The following is a 25,522-nucleotide window of genomic DNA, read 5'->3' on the forward strand; positions in this document are numbered from 1 at the left end:
GGTTTTCACCTGTGGCACTGACGATTCTCGGCCTGTCCGGCGCCCTCAGTCACGACCCTTCCGCCGCCCTGTACATCGACGGCAAGTTGATCGCGGCGGCTGAAGAAGAGCGCTTCGTGCGCGACAAGCACGCGAAGAATCGCATGCCCTACGAGTCGGCCAAGTTCTGCCTGGAGCAGGCCGGGATCAAACCGTCCGACGTCGACGTGGTGGCGATTCCCTTCGCCCCCATCAGCCTGTTCGGTGAGGCCCGCTGGAAATACGCCAAGCGCTACTGGTACGCCCCGGACCGCGCCCTCGATGCGATCCTGATGGGCAACCGGCGCTACAAGCGCTACCGCAACAAGATCGTCTGGTGCCTGGAGCAGCTCGGCTTCGATGCCAAGAAGGTCAAGATCGAGCCGGTCGAGCATCACCTGGCCCACGCCGCCAGCGCTTACCACTGCTCGGGCTTCCAGGAGAAGACCGCGATCCTCGGCATCGACGGCAAGGGTGAGTACGCCACCACGTTCTTCGGCTACGGCGAGAACGGCAAGATCCACAAGATCAAGGAGTTCTTCGATCCGGACTCCCTCGGTGGCCTGTACGGGGCGATCACCGAGTTTCTCGGTTTCGAGATGCTCGACGGCGAATTCAAGGTGATGGGCATGGCGCCCTACGGCGATGCCAGCAAGTACGATTTCTCCCGCCTGGCCAGCTTCGAGAACGGCGAGTTGGTGATCAATACCGAATACGCCAACGTCATCGGCCTGCGTCGCTACAAGGAAAACGGCAAGGGCTTCTATTTCTCGAAGAAGCTGATCGAGTGGCTGGGCCCCAAGCGTGAGGGCGACATCGCCGATGATCCCTATATCCACTATGCCGCCAGCATGCAGGCGCTGTTCGAGAAGCTGGCGCTGCAGATGATGGACCACTACCTGGGCGACATCATCAAGCAGACTGGCAAGATCGCCTTCGCCGGCGGCTGCGCGCTGAACGTCAAGCTCAACCAGAAGATCATCGCCCGTCCCGAGGTCAAGGAGCTGTTCGTCCAGCCGGCCTCCGGCGACGCCGGTACCGCAGTCGGCGCCGCCGCCTATGTGTCGCACCAGCGCGGCGTGCCGGTGGAGAAGATGGAACACGTCTACCTCGGCCCCTCGTTCTCCAACGAGGACGTGATCGCCGCCTGTGCCCGCCACCCGAGCAAGCCGGTGTTCAAGCAGATCGACGACATGCCGCAGCGCATCGCCAAGATCATGGTCGACGGCAACCCGGTGGCCTGGTTCCAGGGCCGCATGGAGTTCGGTCCGCGCGCCCTCGGCGGCCGCTCGATCATCGGCTGCCCGAGCATTCCGGGCGTGGCCGACCGGATCAACGAGCAGATCAAGTTTCGCGAACGCTGGCGCCCCTTCTGTCCGTCGATGCTCGACACCGTCGGCCCGCAGATGCTCAAGGTCGATCACCCGAGCCCGTTCATGACCTTCACCTTCGAGGTCAACGAGGAGTGGAAGGAGCGCGTCGGCGAAGTGGTGCACGAGGACGGCACGTCCCGCGCCCAGGTACTCAAGCGCGAATACAACCCGCGCTACTACGACATGATGCTGGAGCTGGAGAAACTCACCGGCAACGGCGTGTCGCTGAACACCTCGCTGAACCGCCGGGGCGAACCGATGATCTGCTCGCCGACCGATGCGCTGAACATGTTCTACGGCTCGGACCTGCAGTACCTGATCATGGAAGACATCCTCGTGGTCAAGGACGGCAAGGGCTGGTATGAGCAGGCCTGAGGGGGTGTCGACCGATCGGCCCTGGGTGCTGCAGTTCTGTCACGGCTATGACGGTCCCTTCCTCGATTGCGCGCGGCAGTATGCCGCGCTGTTCGCCGGCACCGAGTATCGGGTGTGCACCGTCTACCTGACCGGCGCGCCGAGTGCCGAAGTGGAGGCAGGGTCGGCCTCCAATGAGGTGATCTTCCTCGACTATTCGAGCCGCGAGGTGCGTGGCCTCAAGCTCCGGGCGATTCGCGATTTCAAGCGCATCGCCGCCTCGCGCGACTTCAAGCTGTGCATCGCTCACCGCTTCAAGCCCATTTATATCGCGCTGCTGGGCAGTGAGCTGCCGGTGATCGGCGTGCACCATGCCTTCGGCGACTACCGGCGGCGCTCGCGCCAACTGTTCGCCAACTTTTTCAAGAAACGCCTGGCCTTGCTTGGCGTGTCCAATGCGGTGCGCGATGACATGCGCGCCTGCCTGCCGACCTGGCCGGCCGGGCGCATCGAGACCCTGTACAACCGCATCGATGTCGAGGCCGTGCAAGCCGAGCAAGTGTCCCGCGAAGCGGCTCGCGACCATCTGGGTTTGCCGGCGGACGCCTGGGTGATCGGTAACGTAGGCCGCCTGCATCCGGACAAGGACCAGGCCACCCTGATCCGCGGCTTCGCCCTGGCCTTGCCTGAGCTGCCGGCCGGAAGCCTGCTGGCGATCATGGGCAGCGGACGCCTGGAAGGTGAACTGAAGGCACTGACGTCCGATCTGGGCGTGGCCGACTCCGTGCGCTTTCTCGGTCAGGTGGCCAATGGTCGCCGCTATTTCAAGGCATTTGACCTGTTTGCCCTGACCTCCGACCATGAGCCTTTCGGCATGGTGCTGCTGGAGGCCATGGCGGCGGGGGTGCCGGTGATCTGTAGCGACTGTGGCGGTGGGCGCGAGGTAGTCGCGGGGGTCGGGCGACTGTTTCCGCTGGGCAATGCCGAAGCGTTGTGCACGCAGCTGAAACCGTTGTCCAGGTCCGAGTCGTCACCGCTATCCACCGAGGCAGCGCTAGCGCGTCTGCACGATACCTTTACCGATGGAGCGGTCGTATCCCGGTTCTGGGATATCTTCAGGAGGCTATAAGCGTGCGTAATCCACCAAGCATCATCTTTCTGATCCCGTATTTCGGTCAGTGGCCATTCTGGATGCCCTTCTTTATCGAGAGTTGCCGGTGCAACCCGGATATCGACTGGTTGTTGATTGGCGACTGCGCAGAGCTTGAAGAGCTGCCCAGCAATGTCCGGCAGCAGAGGATCAGCTTCGAGGCGTATTGCGATTTCGTCTCGACCAGGCTTGGCTTCGAGTTTGCCCCGATTAACCCCTACAAGCTGTGTGATCTGAAACCGGCGCTTGGTTTTATTCATGAGCCGGAGATTCAGGGCTATGACTACTGGGGGTTCAGTGACCTCGATCTGGTCTATGGCAACTTGAGGGCCTATTTCACGGCCGAAAAACTGCGCCGGTCCAAGTTTTTCTCCACCCATGAGCGACGGGTTTCAGGGCATCTGTGCCTGCTGCGCAACGAGCAGCCATTGCGCGAACTGTTCTGGCGAATTCCCGATTTTCAGAGGCGTGTGCAAGACCAGAAGAACCATGCGCTGGATGAGGGGGGGTTCACTCGGCTGTTCCTGTGGCGAAAGAATTTCCCCAAGCCGCTATTCCGATTGGTTGGCCTGTTTAACCCATGGCGACGAATGGCTGAGTTCAAGGAGGCGTTCAGCACGCCCAATACGGGCAGAGCGTGGACGGATGGCAGCATGAACTTCCCGCAGAGCTGGAGCTGGCATGCGGGGCGACTGCGTAACGACAGGGACGGCGCACGGGAGTTTCCCTATCTGCATTTCCTCGGGTGGAAAAGGGGCGCGTGGAAGGAGTTCGAATTCGCCTCCGAGCAGGCCCGCTCGGCGCTGGTGCAGTCTCGTGCCTGGCGTATAGATCAGCAAGGATTCCATCCGCTGAAGGAGCGCTAGCCGTGCAGCCAAATAGCTGGAGGACCAAAGCGTACGAACTCGATCGCTATCGCTGGAGCTTGCTGCGCGAGCGCTTTGGCAGGTTCGGCGCGGCTATACGTTTCCTTCGCGACGGTTTAGGCGATGCATTGTTCGGGGGGCTGGCGCGCTTTCGCTTGGCAAAAGATGGTGGTGGCTCAGTCGGATGCGACTTCCTCTTGCTTCAGTCGGCGCCGAAGGTGATCCCGCTGCAGCGCAAGAAGCTTCTCAAAGAGAGGTTGCGTAGCCGTGGTTCAAGTCTTGAGGAGACTGCCTTGCTGGAGCCCAGGCAGATCTTGGCCGAGCGCCGACTCAGGCGCCCGCCCGAATCTGTGCCGCTTCGTTATTATGGCTATGCGGCCTATGCCGAATGGCTTGTCTCCCACTACATGCCATCCATTCTGCTCAATGACCGCAATGGCAGCCTGTATTCGCCTTTTCTGCGCCTATCGCTAAACGCGCGCAGGCTGCTTCTGGTGCATTTGGCTCACGCCACTACCGTGGAGCGTTCGCGACGTCTGGGCATGAGCGACTACGACTACTATTTTCTGTTTGGCCAGAGTTCGCTGGACGCACTGAGTGGACGTCAATTGCGCTTTGGCTCGGCCAAGGTCGTCCTCGCTGGATCGCATATGATTGATCAGTCCTATGCAGTGCCGCCGGCACAGGTCGATAACCGGGTTCTGCTGGTTCTGGGCGTGGGGCCGGACAAGGAGAAGGAGGCTGGCTACCAGCGCTCATATGAACTGATCAGGGACTGGGCAGTGGCGCATCCGTACTATCAGGTGTTGGTCAAGGCGCATCCGCGTAGCAAGGTGGTCTTCTGGCAGGACGCTTCGGCCCAGGCGAAGAACATTCAGGTACTGCCGGCCACCTGCGGCTTGGCGGAGGCGATGAGCCGTGCCGGTATCGTGATCAATATCATGTCCAATGCCGTGATCGAGGCGGCATTGGCTAGACGACCGATTATCTATGTCAATCAGGGGCCTGATCGCGACATCTTCGATCAGGAGCGCTTCTTCGGTCGTCGCGTGGATTCCCTCGAGGAGTTGACGGACAGGGTCCATCAGATTTATGCCGACCACCAGCGCAGCCTCGAGTCTGCCAGCCAGTTCGCCAGCTTCCATCTGGTACATGGCGTGCAGGGGCTAGAGAGGAACATCGATTACCTGTGCGCATTGCTGCGGCGGGAAGAGATACCTCATCAGGTGCTTGAGGGAACTTGTCGGTGAACGCCAGTGGTAACAGTCAAAATGCCCCGTCAGGAACAGAATATCCCCTATGAGTTGGCCGTTTAAACATACCTGCGTCATCAACCTGGATAGCCGGCCGGATCGCTGGGCCCGGATCGAGGCGCACTTGGAGCGCCTGGGGATCGGGGCACAGCGATTCGCGGCCGTGTCTATGCACGATCTAGCCGATGACCAGCCTTGTGATGAACTCAAGCTGTTCCTATTGCGGACCGATGGTCAAAGCGAACAATCCGACCACAAACTCAGGGCCACTTGGGCTTGCATGCGCAGCCACCTCGCGGTGATTGCCAGAGCCAAGTCTCTTGGCTGGCCCGAGGTCGTGATTCTGGAAGATGACTGTGAGTTTGAGTCTTACGCGCCGGCGGTGATGCGGCATGTGCACAGCCAGTTGCAGGGGCGAGAGTGGAGCATGCTTTATCTCGGGGGCACGCCTAAGAAGGGAGGGGAGCAGCTGAAAGTCTCGAGAAATCTATTTTCGGTTAGCCGAGTCCGACTGGCCCATGCCTATGTGGTCAAGGCAGATCTGTACGAACGTATCCTGGAGGAGGCCCCTCGCTCCGGGTTGCCGCTCGACTGGTACTACTCGGAAGTGTTGCTGCCGGCAGTCAGAGGTCTCATGGTGTATCCAGAGTTGGCCAGGCAGAGGCTGATGGATGTGAGTGACATCGAGCAGGTCGTTCGCCTACCAAAACTTAAGACCCGGCAGCGCCTGCAGCGGTTTATCGCCAACCTGCGTTACGGTCGCATATTCCATTGAAGGTACGGAATTGTCTCTTGTACCTCGGGCGGTTCCAGTGCGCTCTGCTCGATACCAGTGTTTTTGCCAGCGTTTGTGGCCATGACTGGAAAGCAAAAAGGGTACGCATTTAGCTCTAGAGGCGCGAGCAGTCGTCGCCAATTATTCGGGTAACTATTGGAGCCTCTTGGGGTGGCGCTATGATCGAGCGAAAGATTCATTATTGCTGGTTCGGTGGCCGACCGCTTCCGTTGCAGGCAAAGCGTTGCCTGGCTTCCTGGGCCTATTACCTGCCGGACTACAAGGTCGTTCGTTGGGATGAGCAGAGTTTTGACGTCCACAGCCACCCTTTCACTGCAGCGGCGTATGCGGCCGGTCGTTATGCCTTCGTTGCGGACTATGTGCGGATGCTGGTTCTGCAGCGCCATGGTGGCATCTATCTGGATGTCGATGTTGAAATGTGCGGCCGATTTGATGGACTGCTCGAGCAGCGTTTCTTTATCGGCTTGGAAGACAGTAAGCGATTTGCAACCTCGGTGATTGGTGCCGTGGCCGGGCATTGGCTGCCAGCACACATGCTCGAGTTCTACGATTCGGCGGTCTTCGACGACGGCCGCCTCGCCGAGTTGGTAAACGTCAACGAGGTAAGTCGCGCGCTTCTGGCCAGAGGCTTCTCTGGAGAGGGCGGTTGTGAGGTGATTGATCGTGACCAGGTACTGCCAGTAGGGGTGTTCTCTGCAGCGAGACGGGGAACTGCTGGTCAGTCCAAGCCTATTGCCAGGCATCTATATGCGGGTAGTTGGCGCTCGCGCGACAAGAAGGGCTTGCTAAGCAATAGTTGGCGTTGGTTGCGCAAATTGCCGGAACAGATTTCTGCTGTAGTTCATCTTTTCGCTTATCGTATGGGGCGGGTTCTGCAAAAAAATAAAATAGTGTGAGATTGGTTGAGCGCAAGAGTGTTCGTTGGGGTGACATGTTTCGTGGGTTTATGTTGCCGGCTTTTCGCTGATTTGGGTGTCGTCTAAGTGTGGGGTTGAGGCTGTAAGTGTTTTTGTGTTTGTCATGTGCAGCCAAGAATTGGCTCCAAGGTGTTCATGGGGTATGAAGATAATTTTAGGTGCGTATTGGCGGCGCTGGCTCAAACGTCATGGCTGTAAGTTTGGTAAAGGTCCTGCTTCGGTGTGTCGAGGGGCGAGGATTTTCCTGGAGCCACGAGTTTCTGTGGCTGATGTTGAAATTGAGTCGAAAAATCTAAATATTGGTCATAGTACTTATATCAGGGATGGGGGAACGCTTGCTCAAGTTGATGCTATTGGCCGCTACTGCTCAATTGGTAAAAATGTGTATATTGGCCTTGCGCGAGATTTACATCCGATCCATTGGGTAACAACTCATCCTGTTGCCGAGGCTGGCGGGATGGCTAAACATCACGCCGTAAGTGCCAATGTTTCGATAGGTCATGATGTATGGATAGGGCGTGATGTTCTAATTATGGCAGGCGTGAAGATAGGCACTGGCGCTGTTGTCGCAGCGGGTTCTGTTGTGGTCAGGGATGTTTCGCCATATTCAATTGTCGGCGGTAACCCTGCTCGGACGATTAAGCAGCGTTTTAGTGATGATTTGATTGAGCGCTTACTTGCATCTGGATGGTGGGATATAGATTACGATGCGCTGGTATCATTGCCCATGAATGATCCTGATCATTTTCTTGATCTCGTCAAGGGGGTAAGGTCAAGTCGTGGTGAATATGCAAGGATTGAGATAACTCGAACGAGTTGTCGTTACGTCGGCTTGTAGGGTTTGGTGAGGATTTTTTGTGTTTGCAAATTATTCCACTCTCTTGCCGCTGTTAGCCGTTTCGTAAAGCTCAAGTAATCTTGCGAAGGGAAAATGGGTCAGCTTCTTTCTTCGTAGATAGCCCTCAAGGTGTCTGAGGTTGCGCTTTGTATGCCATGTGCTGAGTGGCAATGTATGGCGCTTCATATCCAGGAAGTCAATCAGGCCGAAACGATTGTCAGGCAGCAGAAGGATGTTGCCCAGGTGTAATGAGCGAAAGTAGATCCTTTTCCTATGCAGGCTTTTGATAAACGTGGCCAGGGAGGGCAGTAGAGTGTTGAAGGCGTCAGGCGCGGCGGCGTAGAGGTTCTCCAGTGAGTTTCCTGCTAATGGCTTGTATCGGCACCCACTCAATCCCGTTTGGGGTTCCAGCCAGAATGTTTCGGTAATGGTCGGGGTCGCGATACCGAGCCTGTTCAAGAGGTGCGCATTGCGGGCAAAACGCTTGGCGGCAGGTTGCAGGCGCGCCAGCAGCGGATGGCGGCGGGTGTAGAAAATCTTCAGGAACTCGCCATTGGGCAGAGCAACCACCTTTGGACCGCGTGCATCCTTTTCCAGAATCTCGCCGCTGGCCAGCCAGTTTTCCAGCTCCTGCGCTGATACAATCCGCATCTTGTTCCTCTAGCCAGTCGTACGGGGCTTGCCGAATGGCCAATTCCACACAGCAATCCAGTTTGAAAATCTACCTGCGGTTGCTGAAGTATGTCGTGCCCTATTGGGTTGCTTTCGCTGTCAGCATCGTCGGCTTTCTGCTGTTCGCCTCCAGTCAGCCGATGCTGGCGCATATGCTGAAGTTCTTCCTGGACGGATTGCAGAACCCCGAACACGCGACGTTGCTGGGGGTGCCGATGATCTATGGCGTACCGTTGCTGATTGTACTCATTGCGCTGTATCAGGGCATAGGCTCTTTCCTTGGCAATTACTACCTGGCCAAGGTGGCGCGGGGGGTGGTACACGATCTGCGCTGCGCCTTGTTCGACAGCCTGCTGACCCTGCCCAACCGCTATTTCGATAATCACAACTCCGGCCACCTGATCTCGCGGATCACCTACAACGTGACCATGGTCACCGGCGCCGCCACCGATTCGATCAAGGTGGTGATTCGCGAAGGGCTGACGGTGGTATTCCTGTTCGGCTACCTGCTGTACATCAATTGGCAGTTGACCCTGGTGTTGCTCGCGATATTGCCGGTGATTGCCCTGATGGTGGGGTCGGCCAGTCGCAAGTTCCGCAAGCAGAGTCAGAAGATCCAGGGCGCCATGGGCGATGTCACCCACGTTGCCTCGGAAACCATCCAGGGCTATCGGGTGGTGCGCAGTTTCGGTGGCGAGGCGTACGAGCAGCGGCGGTTCCACGACGCCAGCGCCGATAACATGAACAAGTCACTGAAAATGACTCGCACCCAGGCGGTTTACACGCCGATGCTGCAGTTGGTGATCTTCAGCGCCATGGCGATGCTGATGTACTTGGTGCTCTATATGCGCGGCGACGCCTCGGCCGGCGAGTTGGTCGCCTATATTACCGCCGCCGGTCTGTTGCCCAAGCCTATCCGCCAGCTTTCAGAAGTCAGCGCGACCGTGCAGAAGGGGCTGGCTGCTGCCGACAGCATCTTCGAGCAACTGGACGAGGCGCCGGAGGTCGATCACGGCACTCAGGAGCGCGAGCGGGTCAGTGGTCGTCTCGAGGTGCGCAACCTGAGCTTCCAGTACCCGGGGGCAGAAAAGCCGGTGCTCAACGATATTTCGTTCAGTGTCGAGCCAGGGCAAATGATCGCCCTGGTCGGTCGCTCCGGCAGCGGCAAGTCGACCCTGGCCAGCCTGATTCCGCGCTTCTATCACCATGAACAGGGACAGATCCTGCTGGATGGCCTGGATGTCGAGGATTTCACCCTGCGCAATTTGCGCCGGCATATCGCCCTGGTCACCCAGCACGTCACCCTTTTCAACGATTCGGTGAGCAACAACATCGCCTACGGCGACCTGGCCGGCGCGCCCTTGGATGACGTGCGCAAGGCGGCCGAGTCGGCCTACGCCGCCGAGTTCATCGAGCAGATGCCCCAAGGCTACGACACCCTGGTCGGCGAGAATGGCGTGCTGCTCTCCGGCGGCCAGCGCCAGCGCCTGGCAATCGCGCGGGCGCTGCTCAAGGACGCACCGCTGCTGATTCTCGACGAGGCCACATCGGCGCTGGATACCGAGTCCGAGCGGCATATCCAGGCGGCTCTGGACGAGGTGATGAAGGGGCGCACCACCCTGGTGATCGCCCATCGCCTGAGCACCATCGAGAAGGCCGACCTGATCCTGGTGATGGATCAGGGGCGGATCGTCGAGCGGGGAAACCACGGCGAGCTGCTGGCGCTGAATGGCTACTACGCCCGCCTGCATTCCCGTCAGTTCGAGGACGGCAGCGCTGAATTGGTGCTGGAGCAGGACGCCTGATGCTGAGTCGTCTACGCGCCTGGCGCGAGCAAGGCTGGACCTCTATCGATGCCGATGCCTATGCCGAGGCCTGGCAGCGCTTCGGCGGCAGCGTGGCCACCCACCCGCAGGTGATCGAGCGGCTGGCCGGGCTGGCCGGGATTCCCGTGCGCTACCTGGGCTGGTTGGAGCAGGGTGAGCTGAAGGCCGCACTTCCGACCTGGGGACGCCATCTGGCCCTGGCCAAGGACGTGCTCAAGCAGCAGGGCAAGCGCGCCCTGTTCGACCTCGGCAACGCCGAGGTGATCCTGCCGTTGGCTCCGGATGCACAGGTGCGTCTGCGCCACCGTGCCCGCTATGTCTCCGACCTCAATTCCGGGCGCGTCAGCACCCTGCGCGAGCAGCCTGAAGGCCTGGCGCTGGCCCGGGAGCCGGAGCAGTACAGCAAGAAGTTCCGCTACAACCAGCGCCGCGAACAGCGCCTGCTGGAGGAGGCTGGCGGGGTGATCCGGCCGATGCAGGAGCTGAGCGCCGGCGAGCAGGCGGCGATCTATGCCGATCTGTTCCAGCGTCGCTGGGGCTTCGAGGCCCCCGGCAAGGCGCAGCTGGCCGAGGTCTTCACCCTGCTGCGCGAGTTCATGACCGGCTCGCTGATCTACCTGAACGATGAGCCGGTGGCGATTCAGGTGCTCTATCGGGTCGAGGCGCCGCAGTGGATCAGCGTCGAGTACATCAATGGCGGCGTCGATCCGCAGAACCGCGAGTTCAGCCCCGGCAGCGTGCTCAGCTTCGTCAACACCCAGGCCGCCTGGGCCGAGGCGCGCGCGACCGGCAAGCCGCTGCGCTATTCGTTCGGTCGCGCCGACCGCGAATACAAGGATCGCTGGTGCAACCGGGTACCGGTCTATCAGGTGTAAGCATGGCTGGACGCAAGCAGCAGTTACTCAGGCGCCATCGCCGCAACAAGCGCATCGCCCTGTTGCTCGGGCTGCTGGCCCTGGGCGGGCTCGGCCTGCTGGTGGCCTGGTGGCTGGTCCCGCTGCTGCTGGTGCTGGGCTGGATCGGCCACGAGGCCTGGTTCGCCGACCACCTGTTCTATTCGCCACGGGACGACTACCGCTACGATTTCCCGGCGGATGCCCTCAGCCTGCCCGCGCGCATCGAGGGCGACCGTCTGCGGGTAGAGGGCAAGTTCGCCGCGGCCGATACGCTGGTGCTGCAAGTTCGGGTCCGGGCCACCTGGCTGGGGCGCTGGCTCGACCCTCGGGTGCTGATCGGCGATGACCGTCAGGATCTCGAGCGCGGAGTCGGCGGGCGACGCTACCTGAATCTCTCCGGCCAGGGCGAGGCCCTGGCAAGCGGTCAACTGCAGTTGCGTGGGCGCTTCTGTCGCCTGGACCCGTCGGCCACGCTCCATGTCATGCACAACGCGGATTACAGCCAGCGACGGCTGATGGTCATTGCGCCCCATGCCGATGACGCCGAGCTGGCCGCCTTCGGCCTGTACAGCCGGACTGCCGAGGCCAGTATCGTCACCCTGACCCAGGGCGAGATCGAAGCCGAGTCCTTGCGCCGGCTGGGGCTGAGCGACACCGAGGCGGCCCGGCTCAAGGGGCGTCTGCGTAGCTGGGACAGCCTGGTCATACCCCTGTGGGGCGGGGTGGCGCAGAGCCGCTGCGTGCAGCTTGGCTACTACTGCCTGCAGTTGCCGGAGATGGCCGCGCAGCCTGACCGGGATTTCGCCTCGCGCGAGTCGGGCGATAGCGACATTCGCAGCGTGCGCCGGCACAACCCGCTGGTGCTGCCGGGCGATGACGATGGACGGCCGCATTGGCGCAACCTGCTGGCGGACCTGGCGGCGCTGCTGGAGCATTTTCGTCCCGAGGTCATAGTCACGCCGCACCCCGAGTTGGACCCGCACAGCGACCATGTGGCCGCGACCCGCGCCTTGCTCGAGGCGATTCAGCTGAGCAGCTGGAAGCCCGAGACCCTGCTGCTCTACGCCAACCACCTGCACGACAACGACCGCTGGCCCATGGGCCCGGCCGGCGGGGGTGTCGCCTTGCCGCCGGCCATCGAGGGCTTGCCGGCCGATCGCCTGTGGAGCCCGAGCCTGAGTGCCGGCACCCAGCTGGACAAGGCCATGGCCCTGGCCATGCAGCACGACCTCCAGGGCCGGCTGCCGCTCAAGAGGCGCCTGCGTCGTTCGATCCAGCGGCTGTTGGCCGCTCGTCGCTGGCCGGCCAGCGGCGAGGACGAGTTCTTTCGCAAGGCGGTGCGCCGTCACGAGTTGTTCTGGGTGCGCCCCCTCTAGGGCTTCAGCCAACAAGACAGCAGGCCGCTATGGTCATCATGCTATGATCTGCGGCGATTTTTTGCCGTTGCCGGAGTCTCCATGAAGCTTTCCATGCCCCGATTCGACCAAGCCGCCGTCCTCGTGGTGGGCGATGTCATGCTCGACCGTTACTGGCATGGCGGCACGTCGCGGATCTCCCCGGAGGCGCCGGTGCCGGTGGTCAAGGTCGAGCAGATCGAGGATCGCCCGGGCGGCGCGGCCAACGTGGCGCTGAACATCGCCGCATTGGGCGCTCCGGCGCAGCTGATCGGCGTGACTGGCCGGGACGAGGCGGCCGCCAGCCTGAGCGCCAGCCTGCAGGCCGTGGGGGTGCAGACCTACTTTCAGCACATCGACAACCAGCCGACCATCGTCAAGCTACGGGTGCTGAGCCGTCATCAGCAACTGCTGCGCATGGACTTCGAGGAATCCTTCGCCACCGATGCCGACGCCATCGCGCGCGAGACCGAGGCGCTGCTGGCCGGGGTCAAGGTGCTGGTGCTGTCGGATTACGGCAAGGGCGCGTTGCGCAACCACCAGGTGCTGATCCAGGCCGCGCGGGCCAAGGGGGTCATGGTGCTGGCCGACCCCAAGGGCCGTGACTTTTCCATCTACCGTGGCGCCAGCCTGATCACGCCCAACCTGCACGAATTCGAGGCCATCGTCGGCCATTGCCACGACGAGGCCGAGCTGGTGGCCAAGGGCGCCGAGCTGATGCACGAGCTGGAACTCGGCGCCCTGCTGGTCACGCGCGGCGAGCACGGCATGACCCTGTTGCGCCCGGACCATGCGCCCCTGCACCTGCCGGCCCGCGCGCGCGAGGTGTTCGACGTCACCGGAGCCGGCGATACCGTGATCTCCACCCTGGCCGCCAGCCTGGCGGCCGATGAGGCGCTGCCGCAGGCGGTCGCATTGGCCAACCTGGCGGCCGGGATCGTGGTCGGCAAGCTGGGTACCGCCGCCATCAGTGCGCCCGAACTGCGCCGGGCGATCCAGCGCGAAGCGGGCTCCGAGCGCGGCGTGCTGGGCCTGGAGCAACTGCTGGTGGCCATCGACGACGCCCGCGCCCATGGCGAGAAGATCGTCTTCACCAACGGCTGCTTCGATATCCTCCATGCCGGCCATGTAACCTATCTGGAACAGGCCCGTGCCCAGGGCGACCGTCTGGTGCTGGCGGTCAACGACGACGCCTCGGTCAGCCGCCTCAAGGGCCCCGGCCGGCCCATCAACTCGGTGGACCGGCGCATGGCCGTGCTCGCCGGCCTGGGGGCGGTGGACTGGGTGGTGAGCTTCAGCGAGGACACCCCCGAGCGCCTGCTTGAACAGGTGCGCCCCGATGTGCTGGTCAAGGGCGGCGATTACGGCATCGACCAGGTGGTCGGCGCCGACATCGTCAGCGCCTACGGCGGCGAGGTGCGGGTGCTGGGGTTGGTGGAGAACAGCTCGACCACCGCGATCGTCGAAAAAATCCGCAGCAAGTAACGCCAGGCCCGCCTCAGCCGGGCTGCGCGGCATCCAGCTTGGGCGGCATGCCGGGCGGGGCGCCGGTGCTTGACTGCTTCGGCGCGGTGGGCCTGAGGTTCTGCTGGCTCACCCAATCCTTCCAGCGGATGTGTTCGTCCCGTACCAGCCAGCCGTCCTGCGCCGCGAAGCTCTCCGCCAGCCACAGGCCGCGGGTGCTGGCCGGGGTCAGGACGCCCTGCTGCAGGGTCAGCAGCTCCGCCGTCGGCCTTCCCTGTTCCAATGGGATCAGGTAGAGGTCGGGTCTGGCGCGGTCGAGGCGGGCGACCAGTTGCTCGCCTTCCAGGTGCTCGTCGGCGTGGTAGAGGCTGAGCTGCCTGGCCTCCTTCGGTAGCTGCAGGTTCAGGTCATAGACCAGTTGCAGGGATGCCGTCGGCAGGTGCACATAGGCACGCGGTCGTTCCAGCAGGGGCTGTTGACCGCAGCGCACCGGGCGCGCCGCGCCGGACAGTGGGCTGAGGCGAAATTGCACGTTCTCCCGGTAGCGTAGGATGTGCTCGTAGGGCGTTGGCAGCCAGGTTTCGCCGAAGCGTCCGGTCAACCAGCCTTCCGGGGTTTCCAGCAGGCATTCCTCGGCGACTTCCTGGACGGCGGTAAGCAGCGGCAGGTTCAGCTCCTGCGCCGGCACATAGCCGGAAATCAGTTTGAGCACCACATCGCCGCGATCCTGGCGGCGCTGGCGCACCAGCAGCCAGTAGTCGCGACCGCGCCAGCTCAGGGTCAGGCGCACCGAAACGCCCAGGTTGGCCAGTTCCACGGCGAAGCGCTGGCTGTCGCCGACGTCTACCGCCTGGCGTCGTTCGAGCATCTCGGCGAAATTCAGCGGCTGACCGAAGCCCTGGTAGCTCAGGCCGTCGGGCGTGGCCTCGACGAACAGCGGCAGGGTCTTGAAGGTGTGCGGGTCCTTGCGGATCAGGGTCAGCGACATCTCGGCTCCTCGTGGTCGGGTGGCCGCGACTGCGGGTTCAGGCGATGTCCTGGATCACGGCGGCCGCGGTCGCGACATTCTGCTCCAGGTGTTGCGGGTTGATGGTGCCGACGATCGCGCTGGTCACCGCCGGGTGGGCGAAAATCAGCTCGAAGCTGGCGCGCACCGGATCGACCCCGGGTTCCAGACAGGCATGCCCGCTGGCCAGGGCCTTCTTGATCAGGATGCCTTTGCCGTGGGTTTCAGCGTAGTCGAGGACCGGCAGCTCGCCCTGCTCGCCGAGGTTGTAGGTGACCATCGCGCAGTCGCCTTGTTCGAGGGCCAGCAGGCCTCCCTCGACGGTCTTGCCGGAGAGGCCGAAGGCGCGGATCTTGCCTTCGCGCTTGAGCTCGGCGAGGGTCTGGTAGATGCCGCTGTCCTGCAGGATAGCCATATCGTTGCCGTCCGAATGCACCAGAACCAGGTCGATGTAATCGGTCTGCAGGCGCTTGAGGCTGCGCTCGACCGAAAAGCGCGTGTGGGCGGGGCTGAAATCGAAGCGCGACTGGCCGGCGTCGAATTCCTCACCGGCCTTGCTGACGATTACCCAGTGGTCGCGCTGGCCGCGCAGCAACGGGCCGAGGCGCTCCTCGCTGTTGCCATAGGCCGGGGCCGTGTCGATCAGGTTGATGCCCAGGTCCTGGGCCAGGGCGAGCAGTTCACGCGCCGCGGTATCGTCCGGAATACGAAAACCACTGGGGTACTTGACCCCCTGGTCACGGCCGAGCTTGACCGTGCCCAGGCCCAGCGGCGAGACCAGCAGCTCGGTCGCGCCGAGCGGGCGGTGGAGATTGTGCAGGGTATGCAGGGCGTGCATCAGAACAGTTCCTCCCAGGCCGCGGGGGCGATGTGGGGGTGCGGCAGCGCGGGCAGTGGCGCATGCCGGGCGGGTTGGATGGCGTCGCGATCCAGCGCCGCCAGAACACGGTCGGCGAAGTCCGGGGCTAACGCCAGTTTAGTCGGCCAGCCGACCAGCAGCTTGCCATGCTCGGCGAGAAAGGCGTTATCCGGGCGGACCAGCCCGGATTGGGCGGGCTCGGCGCGTTCGACCCGCAGGGTGGCCCAGTGCAGCTCGCGCTGATCGACCCAGGGCAGCAGGTCGCCGATTTCCCGTTGCGCGGCGGCGATCTGCGCGGCCGGCTCGCGGGCTACGCCGTCGGCTTCGGCCAGGTCGCCACCGAGGTACCAGACCCACTGGCCATCGGCGGCCGGGTGGGTGGTGATCGTCACCCGTGGTTTGGGGCCGCCGCCCAGGCAGTGGGCGTACAGCGGCTTCAGCGCCGCGCCCTTGGCCAGCACCATGTGCAGCGGGCGCAGCTGCTGGGCGGGCTGGCTCAGGCCCAGCGCGGCGAGCAGCGCGGCGTTGCCGCGGCCGGCGCTGAGGACGATGCGCTGGGCTCGAATCTCGCGGCCATCGACCCTCAGCCCAATTAGCTCTCCCTGCTCCAGCAGCGGTTCGATCTGCGTGCCGGCCAGCAGGCCGTCGCCGGCCAGGTCGGCCAGGCGGGCGATCAGGCTCGGCACGTCGAGCACCAGCTCGGCCAGGCGGTAGACCTTGCCCTTGAACTTCGGGTGCTGCAGCGCTGCCGGCAACTGCTCGCCCTTGACTTGATCAACCCGGCCGCGCACCGCCTTGCTGGCGAAGAAGCTGGTGATGTTGCCGGCCAGGCTGCCGGGCGACCACAGGTAATGCGCATCGGACAACAGGCGCACGCAGCTGAGGTCGAGTTCGCCGCTGCCGGCCAGGGCCTCGCGCCAGCGCCGCGGCATGTCGGCGATGGCTTCCGAGGCGCCGGTCAGGGCGCCGTGCAGCGCGTACTTGGCGCCGCCGTGGATGATCCCCTGGGACTTCACGCTCTGACCGCCGCCCAGGCTGGCGCATTCCACCAGCAGGGTGGCGAAGCCCTGGCGGCGCAGGCGCGCATTCAGCCAGAGGCCGGCGATACCGCCGCCGACAATCAGAACGTCTGTGCTCAGAGCTTGGGACATGCGCGCGCCTCATGGAGTGTCAGGCGCGCAGTATAACCCGCCGACAGCGGCCTGCCCCGCGCCGGTCAGTGGCCGGCGGTGCGGGAGAACAGCTGGATCACCACCACCCCGCAGACGATCAGGCTCATGCCGAGGATGGCCGGCAGGTCCAGGCGCTGCTGGTAGAGCACGGTCGCGGCAATGCTCACCAGGACGATGCCGAGCCCGGCCCATACCGCGTAGGCAATGCCGACCGGGATGGACTTGACCACCAGGCTGAGCATCCAGAAGGAGAGGGCGTAGCCGGCCACCACCAGCACCAGTGGCAGGGGCTTGTTGAAACCGTCGAGCGCCTTCATCGAGGCGGTGGCGACGACTTCGGCGGCGATGGCGACGCTGAGGTAGATATAGCCGGACATGCAGGGTCCTCCTGTGCAATCTGAGGGAGATTCTAGGCCTTCTGGCGATGGGATAAACTTATTACCTATCTGATATGGAGATAGGTCATGCAGTGGAACCTGGAACAGATTCGCCTGTTTGTCGCGGTCGCCGAGGAGCGCTCGTTTTCCGCGGCCGCGCGCCGGCTCAAGCGCGTGCAGTCGGCGGTGAGCAACTCAATCGCAATGCTGGAGGCCGACCTCGGCGTGCAGTTGTTCGAGCGCAGCAGTGGACGCCAGCCGCGCCTGACCGAGGCCGCCGTGGCCTTGCTGGAGGAGGCGCGGGCGGTTCTGCAGCAGTGCGAACGCCTGGAGGGGCGGGCCATGGGCCTGGCCCGTGGCGAGGAGGCGCGGCTGCGCCTGGCCCAGGACGAGGCCATGCCCTACCAGCCGGTACTGGCCAGTCTGGAGGCGCTGGCTCAGGCCTTTCCGCTACTCGAGGTGCAGCTGGCCAGTGGCGCCCAGGGCGATGTGGCGCGCAAGCTGCTGGAGCGTCGTGCCGATCTGGGCCTGTTGTTCCACCATGAACAGATGCCCCAGGCCCTGGAGCGCCAGCGCCTGGGTACCATCGAGATGGTCACCGTGTGTGGCGCCGGGCACGCCCTGGCCGTCCAGCCCTATGCCGACCGTCGCGAGCTGGGGCGCCACCGCCAGCTGCTGATGGCGCCGCAGGACAGCCACTACCCGGGCGGCGAGCAGATCAGCCCGCTGGTGTGGCGCGCCGACAGTTTCTACGCCATGGCCGAGCTGCTGATGCGCAACCTCGGCTGGGCCTGGTTGCCGCGCCATGTGGCGCGCTACCCGGCCTACCAGGGCCAGCTGGTCGAGTTGCGCAGCGACTGGACGCCGCCGCCGCTGGTGGTGGAGCTGGTCTGTCGGCGCGACGAGGCGCTCGGGCCGGCGGCCAACTGGCTGGCCGGCAGCCTGGCCGAGCACCTGCAGCATATCGGCTAGGGCCGGCCACTGTGCCGGAGCTTGCAGCCTGGGGCCGCTTTGTTAAGCTGCGCCGCCATGAACCGTCATCTCTATACCCTGCTGTTTCATCTGGGCCTGCCGCTGGTTGCCGGGCGCCTGGCCTATCGCGCCTGGCGGGCGCCGGCCTATGCGCGGCGCATTGGCGAGCGTTTCGCCTTCGGCCTGCCGCGATTGGTGCCGGGCGGCATCTGGGTGCACGCGGTATCGGTGGGTGAAAGCATCGCCGCGGCGCCGCTGATCCGGGAGCTGCTGGCCCGCTATCCAGACCTGCCGATCACCGTCACCTGCATGACGCCCACCGGCTCCGAGCGGATCCAGGCGCTGTTCGGCGGAGCTGCCTACGGCGGCCGGGTGCAGCATTGCTACCTGCCCTATGACCTGCCCTGGGCCGCGGCGCGCTTTCTCGACCGGTTGCAGCCTAGGCTCGCGTTGATCATGGAGACCGAGTTGTGGCCCAACCATATCCATCAATGTGCCCGTCGCGGCATTCCGGTGGCGCTGGCCAATGCGCGGCTGTCCGAGCGTTCGGCGCGCGGCTATGCCCGCTTTGCCCGCCTGACCGCGCCGATGCTCGCCGAGCTGAGCCTGATCGCGGTGCAGACCGCCGCCGAAGCCGAGCGCTTCCGCCGGCTGGGCGCGCGGGCCGACAGCGTCGAGGTGACCGGCTCGATCAAGTTCGACCTGAGCATCGATGCCGAGCTGCCGGCGCGCGCGGCGGCGCTGCGCGAGCAGTGGGGCGCCAGTGGCCGTCCGGTATGGATCGCTGCCAGCACCCATGCCGGTGAAGACGAAAGCGTGCTGGCGGCGCACCGCGCGTTGCTCAAGCAGAGGCCGGATGCCCTGTTGATCCTGGTGCCGCGCCATCCCGAGCGCTTCACGCCGGTATACGAGTTGTGTCGGCGCGAAGGCTTCGCCACCCGCCGGCGTTCCTCCGGCGAGGCGCTGGCGGTGGCCGATCAGGTGCTGCTCGGCGACACCATGGGCGAGCTGCTGTTCCTCTATGCCCTGGCCGATGTCGCGTTCGTCGGCGGCAGCCTGGTGGCCAACGGCGGGCACAATCTGCTGGAGCCGGCGGCGCTGGGCAAGCCAGTGCTAAGCGGTCCGCACCTGTTCAACTTCCTCGAGATCGCCGCGCAGTTGCGCCAGGCCGGCGCCCTGGTCGAGGTGGCGGATAGCGCGGCGCTGGCCGAGCGGGTTGCCGAACTCTGGGGCGAGCCGGCGCGTGCCGAGCAGATGCGCGACGCCGGGCTGGCGGTGATGCGCGCCAATCAGGGCGCGCTGCAGCGCCTGCTGGCGGGGCTGGGGCGGCTGCTGCAGCCCCACCGATAGCCACGCGGCACGTCAAGCCTCTGCTGTGGCCAACAAAGAAGCCCGACTTGTGTCGGGCTTCTTTTTGATTGGTCGTACGCCAGTGGCTCAGTATTCCTGGCTGCCGCGCAGCTGCGCTTCGGCGGCCTTGGCCAGGTCCGGTGGCAGGAAGTCCTGGTCCGGGTCGTAGTCCGGTTTGAGGAAGTTGCCCAGGGCCTCCAGGTCAGCCGGGCTGAGGATGCCGGCGGCCTGCTTCAGGCGCAGGTTGTTGAGGATGTAGTCGTAGCGCGCGTCGTTGTACGTGCGCACCGAGTTGTACAGCTGGCGCTGGGCATCGAGTACGTCGACGATGTTGCGGGTGCCGACCTGGTAACCGATCTCGGTGGCCTCCAGGGCGCTCTGGTTGGAGATGATCGACTGCTTGCGCGCCTGCACGGTTTCCACGTCGGTGTTCACCGCGCGGTGCAGGTTGCGGGTGTTCTGTACCACCTGGCGGCGCAGGCTTTCGCGCAGCTGCTCCGTTTGGCTCAGGCGCTGGAAGGCCTCGCGTACCTGGGAGCTGGTCAGGCCGCCGCTGTACAGCGGAATGTTCAGTTGCAGGCCGATCGAGCGCTGCTCGACGTCGCCGCCGAAGCCCTGGCTGGCGCCGGAGTTGCTGAAGCCGAGGCTGTCGTTGTCGCCCTTCTGGTAGCTGGCCACCGCATCCAGGGTTGGCGCATGGCCGGACTTGCGCTGGCGCAGGGTCTCCTCGGCGGCTTCGACCGCGTAGTCGCTGGCCTGCAGGTTGAGGTTCTGGGCGGCGGCGGTATCGACCCAGGCCTTGGCGTCGTTGGGGGTGGGGGCGAGGATCGGCAGGCTGTGGAGGATACCCTCGAGCGCGCTGTGCTCGCGGTTGGTCAGGGTCATCAGGGCTTGGAAGGCGTCCTCTACCTGGCGCTGGGCGATGATCCGGTTGGCCCGCGCGGTGTCGAAGCCGGCCTGGGCTTCGAGCACGTCGGTCTTGTCCGACAGGCCGACGTCGAAGCGCTCGTTGGCCTGGTCGAGCTGGCGCTTGAACGCGGCCTCTTCGGCCTTGGTCGAGGCCAGGGTGTCCTGGGCGCGCAGTACGGCGAAGTAGGTCTCGGCGCTCTGCAGGATCAGGCTCTGCTCGGTGGCCGACAGTTCCAGTGCCGCCTGCTCGCTGCTGGCCTCGGCAGCCTGCAGCTGGAACCAGCGGTCGGCGCGGAACAGCGGCTGGCTGAGGTTGGCTTGGTAGACGATGCCGCTGCGCGAACTTGTGAGCGAAGGCGAGTCGAGCTTGGTACGGGTGTCGCTGGCATTGGCGCCAGCCGACAGATTCGGCAGCAGGCCGGCGCGCGCCTGCGGTACCACCTCGCGGCGGGCTTGGTAATCGGCGCGGGCGGCGGCCAGGTCGGCATTGTTGCTGGCGGCTTCCTGGTAAACCGTGACCAGGTCGGTTTTGGTGGGCAGCGGGGCTTGTTCGGCCCAGGCGAGTCCGGCGGAAGCGGAGGCCACGGCAAGAGCCAGGGAGAGTCTGCGCAACATTAGGGCGATCCTAGATTTGGCGGTAATCGGCAAGGCTAAGGGCCACTGCCGAGGGGGTCAAGGCGCTGCTATGACGGCTTGAGTGTAGATTGCAACAAGCTATGTTGCCTGGGTGCAACAATCTTCTCGATCGGGCTCTTGGCGTCACTATCCGACGCGCGGGTCATGGTTTTTTGACTTGCCGGTTGGTTTTATCGCCATGCCTTGATTAGACTGCTCGGGTTCTTGTCGGGGTGCCCTGAGTCTCTGCGTTCGTGCGCAGTGTTAAGGAGGGCTGAGATCGGATGTTCCGGATCCCGTTGAACCTGATCAGGTTAAGGCCTGCGTAGGGAACAAGATGTCTTCGCCCGTTGCTCGGCGACTGTTCTCAGCACCGCCCTCGGTGCATCCGCGCTCGTATCCGCCCCTGCTCAGGCTCACTCCGACATTTCACTCCAGGAGAGCGCCAGCCGATGAGCACACAAGAAAAGAACCTGAACCCGATTCTGAGCGAGTCGGCCCAGGTCGACCAACAATCCATCCAGCCCTTCCCGCGTTCGCAGAAGATCTATGTGCAGGGCTCGCGTCCGGACATCCGCGTGCCAATGCGCGAAATCAGCCTGGACGTTACCCCCACCGACTTCGGTGGCGAGATCAACGCGCCGGTGCTGGTCTACGATACCTCCGGCCCCTACACCGACCCGAACGTGACCATCGACGTGCGCCAGGGCCTGGCCGACGTTCGCAGCGCCTGGATCGAGGACCGCGGCGACACCGAGCTGCTCGACGGCCTGAGTTCCAATTTCGGCCAGGAGCGCCTGGCCAATCCCGAGCTGACCGCGATGCGCTTCGCCCACGTGCGCAACCCGCGCCGGGCCAAGGCTGGCAAGAACGTCAGCCAGATGCACTACGCGCGCCAGGGCATCATCACCCCGGAAATGGAATACGTTGCCATCCGCGAGAACATGAAGCTGCAGGAGGCGCGGGCGGCGGGGCTGTTGAATGAGCAGCACGCCGGCCACAGCTTCGGCGCCGCGATTCCCAAGGAGATCACCCCGGAGTTCGTCCGCGAGGAAATCGCCCGCGGCCGCGCCATCATCCCCGCCAACATCAACCACGTGGAGCTGGAGCCGATGATCATCGGCCGCAACTTCCTGGTGAAGATCAACGGCAATATCGGCAACTCGGCGCTGGGCTCCTCCATCGAGGAGGAAGTGGCCAAGCTGACCTGGGGCATCCGCTGGGGCTCGGACACGGTGATGGACCTGTCCACCGGCAAGCACATCCACGAGACCCGCGAGTGGATCATCCGCAACTCGCCGGTCCCGATCGGCACCGTGCCGATCTACCAGGCGCTGGAGAAGGTCAACGGCGTGGCCGAGGACCTGACCTGGGAGCTGTTCCGCGACACCCTAATCGAGCAGGCCGAGCAGGGCGTGGACTACTTCACCATCCACGCCGGCGTACTGCTGCGCTACGTGCCGCTGACCGCCAAGCGGGTCACCGGCATCGTCAGCCGCGGCGGCTCGATCATGGCCAAGTGGTGCCTGGCGCACCACAAGGAGAATTTCCTCTACACCCATTTCGAGGAAATCTGCCAGATCATGAAGGCCTACGACGTCAGCTTCTCGCTGGGAGATGGCCTGCGTCCCGGTTCCATCGCCGACGCCAACGACGAGGCCCAGTTCGGCGAACTGGAAACCCTCGGCGAGCTGACCAAGATCGCCTGGAAGCACGACGTCCAGGTGATGATCGAAGGCCCCGGCCACGTGCCGATGCAGCTGATCAAGGAGAACATGGACAAGCAGCTGGAATGCTGCGACGAGGCGCCGTTCTACACCCTCGGCCCGCTGACCACCGACATCGCCCCGGGCTACGACCACATCACCAGCGGCATAGGCGCGGCGATGATCGGTTGGTTCGGCTGCGCCATGCTCTGCTACGTTACACCCAAGGAGCATCTGGGCCTGCCGAACAAGGACGACGTCAAGACCGGCATCATCACTTACAAGATCGCCGCTCATGCCGCCGACCTTGCCAAAGGTCACCCGGGAGCGCAGATTCGTGACAACGCCTTGAGTAAGGCGCGCTTCGAGTTCCGCTGGGAAGACCAGTTCAACTTGGGCCTGGACCCGGACACCGCGCGCAGCTACCACGACGAGACGCTGCCCAAGGACTCGGCCAAGGTGGCGCACTTCTGCTCCATGTGTGGGCCGAAGTTCTGCTCGATGAAGATCACCCAGGAAGTGCGGGTGTATGCTGAGGAACAGCGAATCGCCGCACTGGAACTGGATCAGGAGGTCGAGCAGGGCATGCAGGCCAAGGCCGAGGAGTTCAAGGCGCAGGGCGCGCAGCTCTATCACAAGGTGTGATGGGGGGCAGATGCAGCAGCGTGCATCTGCGGTGTGACCAGGACGGGCCTTCGGGCCCGTTCGTGTTAATAGGGGGTAATCATGCAACAGGACGATGTCGAAATACTCGAGCGTGAAGCCTGCTTTCGCGGCTTCTACCGGCTCGATCGCCTGCATCTGCGCCACCGCCAGTTTTCCGGCGAGATGGGGCCGCCACTCAGTCGCGAGCTGTTCCTGCGTCACGATGCGGTCTGCGTGCTGCCCTACGATCCGCAGCGCGATGCGGTGGTGTTGATCGAGCAGTTTCGCGTCGGCGCCCTGGAGAAGAGCGCCAATCCCTGGCTGCTGGAGCTGGTCGCCGGGCTGATCGACCAGGACGAGCAGCCGGAACAAGTGGCCCGCCGCGAGGCCATGGAAGAAGCAGGCCTGGCCTTGAGCTCGTTGTGGCCGATCACCCAGTACTACCCCTCGCCGGGCGGCTCGGACGAGCGGGTGCACCTGTTCATCGGCCGCTGTGACAGTGAGGGGGCCGGCGGGGTGCACGGCCTGGAGGAGGAAGGCGAGGACATCCGGGTGCACGTGTGGCCCCTGGAAGATGCCCTGGACGCGGTGAAAGACGGACGCATCGACAATGCGGCGAGCATCATCGCCCTGCAGTGGCTGGCGCTCAATCGCGCCGAGGTCCGGGGGTTGTGGTCGTGAACCTGCTGCGCGAGCGCTACCGGGTCGACCTGGTCGAACTGCAGGCCGTCTGCGAGGCCAACTATGCGCGGCTGATGCGCCTGTTGCCGGCCATGCGCGAGCAGGCGGGCGCGCGCCGGGTGGCGCTGAGCCAGGGCGAACAGTTGCTCGGCGTGCTGGCCCTGGAAGTGCTGGAAACCTGTCCCTACACCTCGACCCTGCAGATACGCCAGGAGCACAGCCTGCCCTGGTTGCCGGTGCCGCGCCTGGAAGTGCGCGTCTACCACGATGCACGCATGGCCGAGGTGGTCGGTGCCCAGAGTGCGCGTCGCTTCCGCAGTATCTACCCGTATCCGAATGCGGCCATGCACCAGCCGGACGAGAAAACCCAGCTCAACCTGTTTCTCGGCGAATGGCTGAGCCACTGCCTGGCCTGCGGGCACGAGCTGGAACCGGTGGTGTAGGCTTGTCTCTGTGTTGATGGCCCTTGGCCATGCCTTGCGCATGCTTTCTGTGACCCATGCCCGCTTAGCGGGTTTACCGTTGGCCGAACTAGCCACCATAATCCTCATATTCCGCTCATGGAGACGGCCCCTTGCCGAGCGCGACCCCTTCCGCTGCTGATTCTTCGGTACTGCTGGTGCAGTTGTCCGATAGCCACCTGTTTGCCGACGCGGACGGCAAGCTGCTGGGCATGGAAACCCAGGACAGCCTGCAGCGGGTCATCGAGCGGGTGCTCGAGGAGCAGCCGCAGATCGACCTGGTGCTCGCCAGTGGCGACCTGTCGCAGGATGGCAGCGCCGCGTCCTATGTGCGGTTTCGCCAGCTGACCGCCGCGCTGCCGGCCCCGGCGCGCTGGTTTCCCGGCAACCACGATGAAATCCCGGCCATGCAGGCCGCCTGCGCCGGCAGCGATCTGCTGGAGCCGGTGATCGACCTGGGCAACTGGCGAATCATCCTGCTCGACTCCTCGATCCCCGGTGCGGTGCCCGGTTACATCGCCGACGCCCAGTTGGAGCTGCTGGAGCGTGCGCTGGGCGAGGCGCCGGAGCGCCACCATCTGGTGTGCCTGCACCATCACCCGGTCTCGATCGGCTGTCGCTGGATGGAGCCGATCGGTGTGCGCAACGCCGATGCGCTGTTCGCCGTGCTGGAGCGCTTCAGCCAGGTGCGGGCGCTGCTCTGGGGCCATGTGCACCAGGAATTCGACCAGCAGCGCGGCGACCTGAGGCTGCTGGCCTCGCCTTCGACCTGCGTGCAGTTCGCCCCCGGCAGCGAGGAGTTCCAGGTCGACAGCTCCGCGCCTGGCTACCGCTGGCTGCGCCTGCACGACGACGGGCGCCTGGATACCGGGGTGTCGCGGGTCACCGGCATCGATTTCGAGGTGGATTACAGCGTCAAGGGCTACTGAGCGGCCGCTGTCGCGCCTGCCCG

The 25,522-nt window shown here is 64.0% G+C and carries 23 protein-coding genes and 1 riboswitch; of the genes, 17 read left to right on the top strand and 6 right to left on the bottom strand.

Translation table 11 applies throughout. The features are described from left to right. Positions 1-11 precede the first annotated feature (11 nt). The 7 genes from AB5S05_RS05180 (at position 12) to AB5S05_RS05210 (ending at position 7,565) form a co-directional block, all read left to right on the top strand. The gene (locus AB5S05_RS05180) at positions 12-1,766 is read left to right on the top strand and encodes a carbamoyltransferase family protein (RefSeq protein WP_369286421.1); all 1,755 of its coding nucleotides are present in this window, start codon (positions 12-14) and stop codon (positions 1,764-1,766) included. Continuing rightward, the gene (locus tag AB5S05_RS05185) at positions 1,753-2,874 is read left to right on the top strand and encodes a glycosyltransferase (protein WP_369286423.1); all 1,122 of its coding nucleotides are present in this window, start codon (positions 1,753-1,755) and stop codon (positions 2,872-2,874) included. Before AB5S05_RS05180 ends, AB5S05_RS05185 begins: the two co-directional genes overlap by 14 nt. Before the next feature lie 2 nt (positions 2,875-2,876). After that, positions 2,877-3,761, top strand: a complete 885-nt coding sequence (locus tag AB5S05_RS05190) for a DUF6625 family protein (protein ID WP_369286425.1) — start codon at positions 2,877-2,879, stop codon at positions 3,759-3,761. A gap of 2 nt (positions 3,762-3,763) precedes the next feature. Next, positions 3,764-5,011, top strand: a complete 1,248-nt coding sequence (locus AB5S05_RS05195) for a CDP-glycerol glycerophosphotransferase family protein (protein WP_369286427.1) — start codon at positions 3,764-3,766, stop codon at positions 5,009-5,011. 49 nt (positions 5,012-5,060) lie between these two features. Continuing rightward, a complete protein-coding gene (locus AB5S05_RS05200; protein ID WP_369286428.1) occupies positions 5,061-5,789 on the top strand; it encodes a glycosyltransferase family 25 protein in 729 nt (242 codons plus the stop codon). Positions 5,790-5,968: 179 nt separating this feature from the next. Continuing rightward, positions 5,969-6,706 (top strand): glycosyltransferase family 32 protein, encoded by a 738-nt coding sequence (locus AB5S05_RS05205; RefSeq protein ID WP_369286429.1) that lies wholly within the window; start codon positions 5,969-5,971, stop codon positions 6,704-6,706. A 163-nt stretch (positions 6,707-6,869) separates the two neighbouring features. Continuing rightward, positions 6,870-7,565, top strand: a complete 696-nt coding sequence (locus tag AB5S05_RS05210) for a CatB-related O-acetyltransferase (RefSeq protein ID WP_369286430.1) — start codon at positions 6,870-6,872, stop codon at positions 7,563-7,565. Positions 7,566-7,595: 30 nt separating this feature from the next. Here the strand turns inward: AB5S05_RS05210 and AB5S05_RS05215 are convergent, their stop codons facing one another. Then, entirely contained in the window at positions 7,596-8,216 is a 621-nt protein-coding gene (locus AB5S05_RS05215) for a lipopolysaccharide kinase InaA family protein (RefSeq protein ID WP_369286432.1), read from the bottom strand. A gap of 35 nt (positions 8,217-8,251) precedes the next feature. Between AB5S05_RS05215 and msbA the strand changes: the two genes are divergently transcribed. The 4 genes from msbA (at position 8,252) to hldE (ending at position 13,838) form a co-directional block, all read left to right on the top strand. Continuing rightward, on the top strand, positions 8,252-10,042 hold the full coding sequence (gene msbA, locus AB5S05_RS05220) for a lipid A export permease/ATP-binding protein MsbA (protein ID WP_369286434.1): 1,791 nt from the start codon (positions 8,252-8,254) through the stop codon (positions 10,040-10,042). Beyond that, positions 10,042-10,938 (top strand): GNAT family N-acetyltransferase, encoded by an 897-nt coding sequence (locus tag AB5S05_RS05225; RefSeq protein ID WP_369286435.1) that lies wholly within the window; start codon positions 10,042-10,044, stop codon positions 10,936-10,938. The genes msbA and AB5S05_RS05225 overlap by 1 nt, the downstream gene beginning before the upstream one ends. A 2-nt stretch (positions 10,939-10,940) precedes the next feature. Next, positions 10,941-12,335: a PIG-L deacetylase family protein gene (locus tag AB5S05_RS05230; RefSeq protein WP_369286436.1), complete on the top strand. Its 1,395-nt coding sequence runs from the start codon at positions 10,941-10,943 to the stop codon at positions 12,333-12,335. An 81-nt stretch (positions 12,336-12,416) separates the two neighbouring features. Then, positions 12,417-13,838 (top strand): bifunctional D-glycero-beta-D-manno-heptose-7-phosphate kinase/D-glycero-beta-D-manno-heptose 1-phosphate adenylyltransferase HldE, encoded by a 1,422-nt coding sequence (hldE, locus tag AB5S05_RS05235; protein WP_369286437.1) that lies wholly within the window; start codon positions 12,417-12,419, stop codon positions 13,836-13,838. A gap of 13 nt (positions 13,839-13,851) precedes the next feature. Here hldE and AB5S05_RS05240 read toward each other — a convergent pair whose 3' ends face one another. The 4 genes from AB5S05_RS05240 to AB5S05_RS05255 form a co-directional block, all read right to left on the bottom strand. Continuing rightward, positions 13,852-14,805, bottom strand: coding sequence for a metal ABC transporter ATPase (locus AB5S05_RS05240; RefSeq protein ID WP_369286438.1), 954 nt, complete (start codon positions 14,803-14,805; stop codon positions 13,852-13,854). A 37-nt stretch (positions 14,806-14,842) separates the two neighbouring features. Then, positions 14,843-15,661 carry an aldo/keto reductase gene (locus tag AB5S05_RS05245; RefSeq protein WP_369286439.1) on the bottom strand — a complete coding sequence of 273 codons (819 nt, stop codon included), beginning with the start codon at positions 15,659-15,661 and terminating at the stop codon, positions 14,843-14,845. Beyond that, the gene (locus tag AB5S05_RS05250; protein WP_369286440.1) at positions 15,661-16,833 is read right to left on the bottom strand and encodes an FAD-dependent oxidoreductase; all 1,173 of its coding nucleotides are present in this window, start codon (positions 16,831-16,833) and stop codon (positions 15,661-15,663) included. The genes AB5S05_RS05245 and AB5S05_RS05250 overlap by 1 nt, the downstream gene beginning before the upstream one ends. A gap of 65 nt (positions 16,834-16,898) precedes the next feature. Next, the gene (locus AB5S05_RS05255) at positions 16,899-17,231 is read right to left on the bottom strand and encodes a DMT family transporter (RefSeq protein ID WP_369286441.1); all 333 of its coding nucleotides are present in this window, start codon (positions 17,229-17,231) and stop codon (positions 16,899-16,901) included. A gap of 87 nt (positions 17,232-17,318) precedes the next feature. Between AB5S05_RS05255 and AB5S05_RS05260 the strand changes: the two genes are divergently transcribed. Next, positions 17,319-18,203 carry a LysR family transcriptional regulator gene (locus AB5S05_RS05260; protein ID WP_369286442.1) on the top strand — a complete coding sequence of 295 codons (885 nt, stop codon included), beginning with the start codon at positions 17,319-17,321 and terminating at the stop codon, positions 18,201-18,203. A 57-nt stretch (positions 18,204-18,260) separates the two neighbouring features. Continuing rightward, positions 18,261-19,553, top strand: coding sequence for a lipid IV(A) 3-deoxy-D-manno-octulosonic acid transferase (waaA, locus tag AB5S05_RS05265; RefSeq protein WP_369286443.1), 1,293 nt, complete (start codon positions 18,261-18,263; stop codon positions 19,551-19,553). Between the two features lie 87 nt (positions 19,554-19,640). Here waaA and AB5S05_RS05270 read toward each other — a convergent pair whose 3' ends face one another. Next, positions 19,641-21,077, bottom strand: coding sequence for a TolC family outer membrane protein (locus AB5S05_RS05270; protein WP_369286444.1), 1,437 nt, complete (start codon positions 21,075-21,077; stop codon positions 19,641-19,643). A gap of 219 nt (positions 21,078-21,296) precedes the next feature. Beyond that, positions 21,297-21,426, top strand: a riboswitch (TPP riboswitch). 103 nt (positions 21,427-21,529) lie between these two features. Between AB5S05_RS05270 and thiC the strand changes: the two genes are divergently transcribed. The 4 genes from thiC (at position 21,530) to cpdA (ending at position 25,499) form a co-directional block, all read left to right on the top strand. Then, the gene (thiC, locus tag AB5S05_RS05275; RefSeq protein WP_369286446.1) at positions 21,530-23,428 is read left to right on the top strand and encodes a phosphomethylpyrimidine synthase ThiC; all 1,899 of its coding nucleotides are present in this window, start codon (positions 21,530-21,532) and stop codon (positions 23,426-23,428) included. 81 nt (positions 23,429-23,509) lie between these two features. Further along, positions 23,510-24,109, top strand: coding sequence for an NUDIX domain-containing protein (locus AB5S05_RS05280; RefSeq protein WP_369286447.1), 600 nt, complete (start codon positions 23,510-23,512; stop codon positions 24,107-24,109). Next, positions 24,100-24,552 (top strand): DUF1249 domain-containing protein, encoded by a 453-nt coding sequence (locus AB5S05_RS05285; protein ID WP_369286448.1) that lies wholly within the window; start codon positions 24,100-24,102, stop codon positions 24,550-24,552. Before AB5S05_RS05280 ends, AB5S05_RS05285 begins: the two co-directional genes overlap by 10 nt. 131 nt (positions 24,553-24,683) lie before the next feature. Next, positions 24,684-25,499, top strand: coding sequence for a 3',5'-cyclic-AMP phosphodiesterase (gene cpdA / locus AB5S05_RS05290; protein ID WP_369286449.1), 816 nt, complete (start codon positions 24,684-24,686; stop codon positions 25,497-25,499). Positions 25,500-25,522 lie beyond the last annotated feature (23 nt).

The organism is Pseudomonas zhanjiangensis, assembly GCF_041027545.1.
GTDB classification, from domain to species: domain Bacteria; phylum Pseudomonadota; class Gammaproteobacteria; order Pseudomonadales; family Pseudomonadaceae; genus Aquipseudomonas; species Aquipseudomonas zhanjiangensis.